Here is a 4,180-nt window from a genome sequence, read left to right on the forward strand (position 1 = left end):
TGTTGGATACTTTTTTCTCATCTTTACCCCGTACTAAAATTTCAGATATTATAGCCTTTTACTTGTTTCCGGACAACCTCTAAAGCGCTATAAAAATGTTCCTGATAATCTCTCGCATGTAACACAAAGTTGGGATACTGCGGTTTCAACAAGTAACATGAGCAACTTTAGTGTCTGCACCACCTGGGCAAAAATAGATAATAAATTCTATTTACTTGATGTATATCGCGCAAAGCTTGAGTATCCAAAGCTTAAAGAACAAGTTTTATCACTAGCTGCAAGATGGTCACCACACGCGATTTTGATCGAAGCCAAAACAAGTGGTCAGCAATTAGCACAAGAGCTGAAGGCAAACAGTCATTTGCCCATTATCGAAATAGTGCTACATGATGGTAAGCTCACTCGATTCCACCGGATTGCTCCGATGATAGAGTCTGGCAAGGTTTTTCTGCCGCACCAAGCAGTATGGCTGAACGATTTTGAGTATGAAATTTTAATGTTTCCAGAAACGCGCCACGACGACCAAGTGGACAGTACCGTGCAATATTTGCAGTGGGTGAGAGATAGTAGCTCTAGGGTTGCAGCTATACGAGCATTGTGATTTGAGTCTACCAGTACTGGGATGACAGCTAGGAGACAACCGTCATCCCGCTGCTTGTTAGCGGGATCTAGAGATACCGCGAATGAATCGCGGTATGACGTAGGACTGCTGTTATTCCAGTGTCTGGGCACTGCCGTCTTGGATGGAAAGGCTGGATCCAAGTAGTCAGCTACTCGTATGACATCTTTGTGTTTGAGGCAAAACCAGCTATAACATTTCTTCGCAAACAAATGTTCGTACAGTTGTGGGTCGTGCACAACTCTATTCCTATAGTGAGTAGCTCCCTCCTATCTCATTTATATCATATTTTTAACTTACCCAATAACATAAATTACTTTAGCTATGCTATAGCTAAAGTGGCTTAGGTTTACTTACAATTTGAAAAACAACAAATTCGTCATTCCGCTACTCGTTAGCGCTGCGGCGGTATGATGTAGGGAAACCTTTCTTGGGTTAGCTATATCAATAGCATTGCTTTAAAAAGAGTGCCCATATTTTCAGTCAACCTTAAGAATTCACTAAAGATCCTATTCTTTTGTTCATCACTTGCGTTTTTCATTAAAGCCTGGGTTCTTTCTTTTATGCCAAAAAGATATAAAAATTCCCTTTGAGTTAAAATCTCACAATCTACATGCTTTAATGAATCTCTTAACGCTTGAAAGTTCACAAGTGCGGTAATATCACTATTACCAACATTCTCAAGAAAATTAGCATACTTATGTTGTTTTATCGATTGCAAAGTGCTCTTATATGCGGGGTATACATAACCGTAATCTACAATCAAAGCAGCTCCTTTATTATTATATATCTTCTTCTCAAGTTTTTTTAATATTTCAACCCCAACTGAACATATTTCCACCACTGCACCATTAAAAAATTTTCCATTTGTCATCTGAGTAGCTGACACTGGAATCCATGATTCTTTTTTTCTGGATTCCAGTGTCACGCACTGGCATGACACCAAGAGACTGCCATCATCTTGTTTTGTCACCATATTTTCATACCACCCCTCATCATGATATACAAACTGATCTATCGGAAGAGCGTCAAAGAACTCATTTGCTAAAAAAATGGTTGGTTGTTCTGGTAGGTCGTCAATATTTTTGTGCCAATTAACATCTAAGCCTTTTAATTTTTCCTTTTGTATCTTCCGTAAAGTAGGGCTTATTTCAACTAAGTGGATCAACATTGAATTAAAAAAGCTGCTGTATTTTTTAGTGACTCTTATTATATCGTGAATGAGTGTTCCTTTGCCTGGCCCAAGTTCAACTAGAGAAAATTTTGATGGCTTTCCTAATTTTTCCCATGTATGCATTATCCAAACTGCAATTACTTCACCAAATAATTGGCTGATCTCAGGTGCGGTAGTAAAATCACCATCCTTACCAAGCGGTAATTTACTTGTATAATAGCCGTATTTTTCATGGTACAAAACGGCATTCATGAAATCACTGATGGATATTGATCCTTGACTTTTGTCAATTAATTCGTGTATATAAGTGAGCATGTTATTAATAAATGTTTAACTATAGCGTGCCATAATATAAAATAGTAGAGTATTTATATATATAGTATAAACTTAAGTTTGTGAGTAATAGTGCTTCAGTTATGGACGACAAAAACACCGATTATGTTGCCCTTATACCTCAAGATGATAGTATTGAATACAAATTTGAAGAAGCTGTCAATTTTATAGAAAACAAGGTTATAAATGCTGATGGGCTAACTTTAGCGGAAGTGTTTCAAGTGCTAGTTCAAATGCTAGATGGTGATCTAGCATTGGTAAAAAAAGTACTAGCATATGCTAATATTATGGCAAAGCATGGAATGAAGGTAGCAAAAGAGTCGCAATTAAGCAGAGCTGATGTTCGCCGAGCTTTGGAAGGTAGAGAAAGTGTTATCAATAGACAAGATTTTATAAAGAAACCACCTCTTCCACCTGCTATAAAATCGACCAAAAAGAAAAGTAGAGGTCTTTAAATGGCCGAATCTATAAAAAAATTTACTGTACAATGTGACTTCAAAGGACAAAGTTCACCTTTTGCAATATACATAGGAAATCCAAAAAGTGATGCTCATCCAATTCATCATCAAGATTCCTGGCTTGTAAAAGAACGTGGAGGGAATATTCCTAATAAAGTAAAAGAAAGTCTACAAAAATTATATAAACTATCTCAAGAAAATGGAGTCTCTTTCTCAGAGTTATGCGCGTATGCCATTACTGTGGTTAGTAATAATGATAAAAAAAGCGATAGCAAAAAATAGCAAACTGCTCTCTTATCATCCAATATCTTCTTCCTGTCTTTCCTATACCTTCTCTCTTGTCATCCCAGTGCTTGACACTGGGATCCAGCTAGGTTGGTGAATATAAAAGTAGCTAATCTCATTTATATTAAAACACTACGTTTTTGATGGGGTTGCGTGAAAAACTGGATTCCAGTGTCAAGCACTGGAATGACACCACCTGCCACACAAATTGCCTACAAATTACAATGTTCGTACAGTAAGTACTGAAATGACATCATTTACTATGTAATATTGTGTCATATTACAGATATATAGTTTAATCCCTCAATATTTCATTTATAGAGATTTTCGATCTCGTCTTTTCATCCACTTTTTTTACTATGACTGCACAATAGGTTGAAATATTATTTTTAGATGGAATAGACCCTGATATCACTACAGAATAAGGCGGTACTTCGCCATAAAATACCTTGCTAGTTCCTCTATCAATAATCTTTGTTGATGCCCCAATAAACACACCCATGCCAAGGACTGATCCTTCTCTCACTACCACACCCTCGGCTACCTCGCTACGTGCTCCAATAAAGCAATTATCTTCTATAATGACAGGTGAAGCTTGAATAGGCTCAAGGACTCCACCTATTCCCACTCCACCGGAAATATGACAGTTTTTTCCTATTTGCGCACAGCTACCAATCGTTGACCAGGTATCTATCATTGTTCCTGAATCAACATATGCACCAACGTTGATAAAACTTGGCATTAGAACAACATTTGTACCTATATAAGCAGATCGGCGAACAAAACACCCAGGAACTGCTCTAATTTTTAACCGGCGAAATTTCTCCTCATTCCATTCACTAAACTTGTTACCGATCTTATCAAACCAGCAATTAGTATTATCTATTATTTTATTTTCTTCGGTGAGAAAATGTAATAATATTGCCTGCTTTATCCACTTATGTACTACCCATTCTCCACTTGATAGCTTTTCTGCTACTCTAATTTTGCCACTATCAAGGAGCTCAATTACCTCTTTAATTGCTATTCTTGCTGTTTTCTTTAGATTACAGTCATTAAATTTTTCTCTATTTTTCCAAATATTTTCTATCTCACTCTGTGTTTTTTTTAGTTGCAAACCTTCCATTTGTTATATATATATTGATATTAAATTTGTAGCTCGTATCATTTGGGCTTGTTACTACTTATATGTAAGTGCTATGAAAATACAATGTAATAGTTGTACTAAAACTTACTTAGTATCTCCTAAGCAAATTGGCGCGTCTGGAAGAAAGGTAAAATGTACGAACTGCAATCACATATGGCATGAAT

Annotated in this window: 7 protein-coding genes and 2 pseudogenes; 7 read left to right on the plus strand and 2 right to left on the minus strand. The window is 36.6% G+C overall.

All coding sequences use genetic code 11. The annotated features are described in order from the left end of the window. Positions 1–76: 76 nt before the first annotated feature. A pseudogene (gene terL / locus BA053_RS05440) lies at positions 77–601 on the plus strand (phage terminase large subunit); the annotation flags it as partial. A gap of 21 nt (positions 602–622) precedes the next feature. After that, on the plus strand, positions 623–766 hold the full coding sequence (locus BA053_RS07490) for a hypothetical protein (protein ID WP_156518057.1): 144 nt from the start codon (positions 623–625) through the stop codon (positions 764–766). Between the two features lie 292 nt (positions 767–1,058). Here the strand turns inward: BA053_RS07490 and BA053_RS05445 are convergent, their stop codons facing one another. Then, a complete protein-coding gene (locus tag BA053_RS05445; RefSeq protein WP_065106845.1) occupies positions 1,059–2,108 on the minus strand; it encodes a class I SAM-dependent methyltransferase in 1,050 nt (349 codons plus the stop codon). 101 nt (positions 2,109–2,209) lie between these two features. Between BA053_RS05445 and BA053_RS05450 the strand changes: the two genes are divergently transcribed. From BA053_RS05450 to BA053_RS08795, 4 genes and pseudogenes are all read left to right on the plus strand, one after another. Then, positions 2,210–2,581: a hypothetical protein gene (locus BA053_RS05450; RefSeq protein WP_065095118.1), complete on the plus strand. Its 372-nt coding sequence runs from the start codon at positions 2,210–2,212 to the stop codon at positions 2,579–2,581. Continuing rightward, positions 2,582–2,866: a DUF2610 domain-containing protein gene (locus tag BA053_RS05455; RefSeq protein WP_064125056.1), complete on the plus strand. Its 285-nt coding sequence runs from the start codon at positions 2,582–2,584 to the stop codon at positions 2,864–2,866. Beyond that, positions 2,838–2,966: a hypothetical protein gene (locus tag BA053_RS08395; protein ID WP_255356252.1), complete on the plus strand. Its 129-nt coding sequence runs from the start codon at positions 2,838–2,840 to the stop codon at positions 2,964–2,966. Before BA053_RS05455 ends, BA053_RS08395 begins: the two co-directional genes overlap by 29 nt. 47 nt (positions 2,967–3,013) lie before the next feature. Next, positions 3,014–3,109: pseudogene (locus BA053_RS08795) on the plus strand (WPE palindromic element domain-containing protein); the annotation flags it as partial. A 55-nt stretch (positions 3,110–3,164) separates the two neighbouring features. Here BA053_RS08795 and dapD read toward each other — a convergent pair. Continuing rightward, the gene (dapD, locus tag BA053_RS05460) at positions 3,165–3,995 is read right to left on the minus strand and encodes a 2,3,4,5-tetrahydropyridine-2,6-dicarboxylate N-succinyltransferase (RefSeq protein WP_065106846.1); all 831 of its coding nucleotides are present in this window, start codon (positions 3,993–3,995) and stop codon (positions 3,165–3,167) included. 73 nt (positions 3,996–4,068) lie between these two features. Here dapD and BA053_RS06880 point away from each other — a divergent pair. Then, the coding region (locus BA053_RS06880; RefSeq protein ID WP_174525436.1) for a zinc-ribbon domain-containing protein at positions 4,069–4,180 on the plus strand (112 nt) is incomplete at its 3' end.

The organism is Wolbachia endosymbiont of Nomada ferruginata (assembly GCF_001675785.1).
GTDB classification, from domain to species: domain Bacteria; phylum Pseudomonadota; class Alphaproteobacteria; order Rickettsiales; family Anaplasmataceae; genus Wolbachia; species Wolbachia pipientis.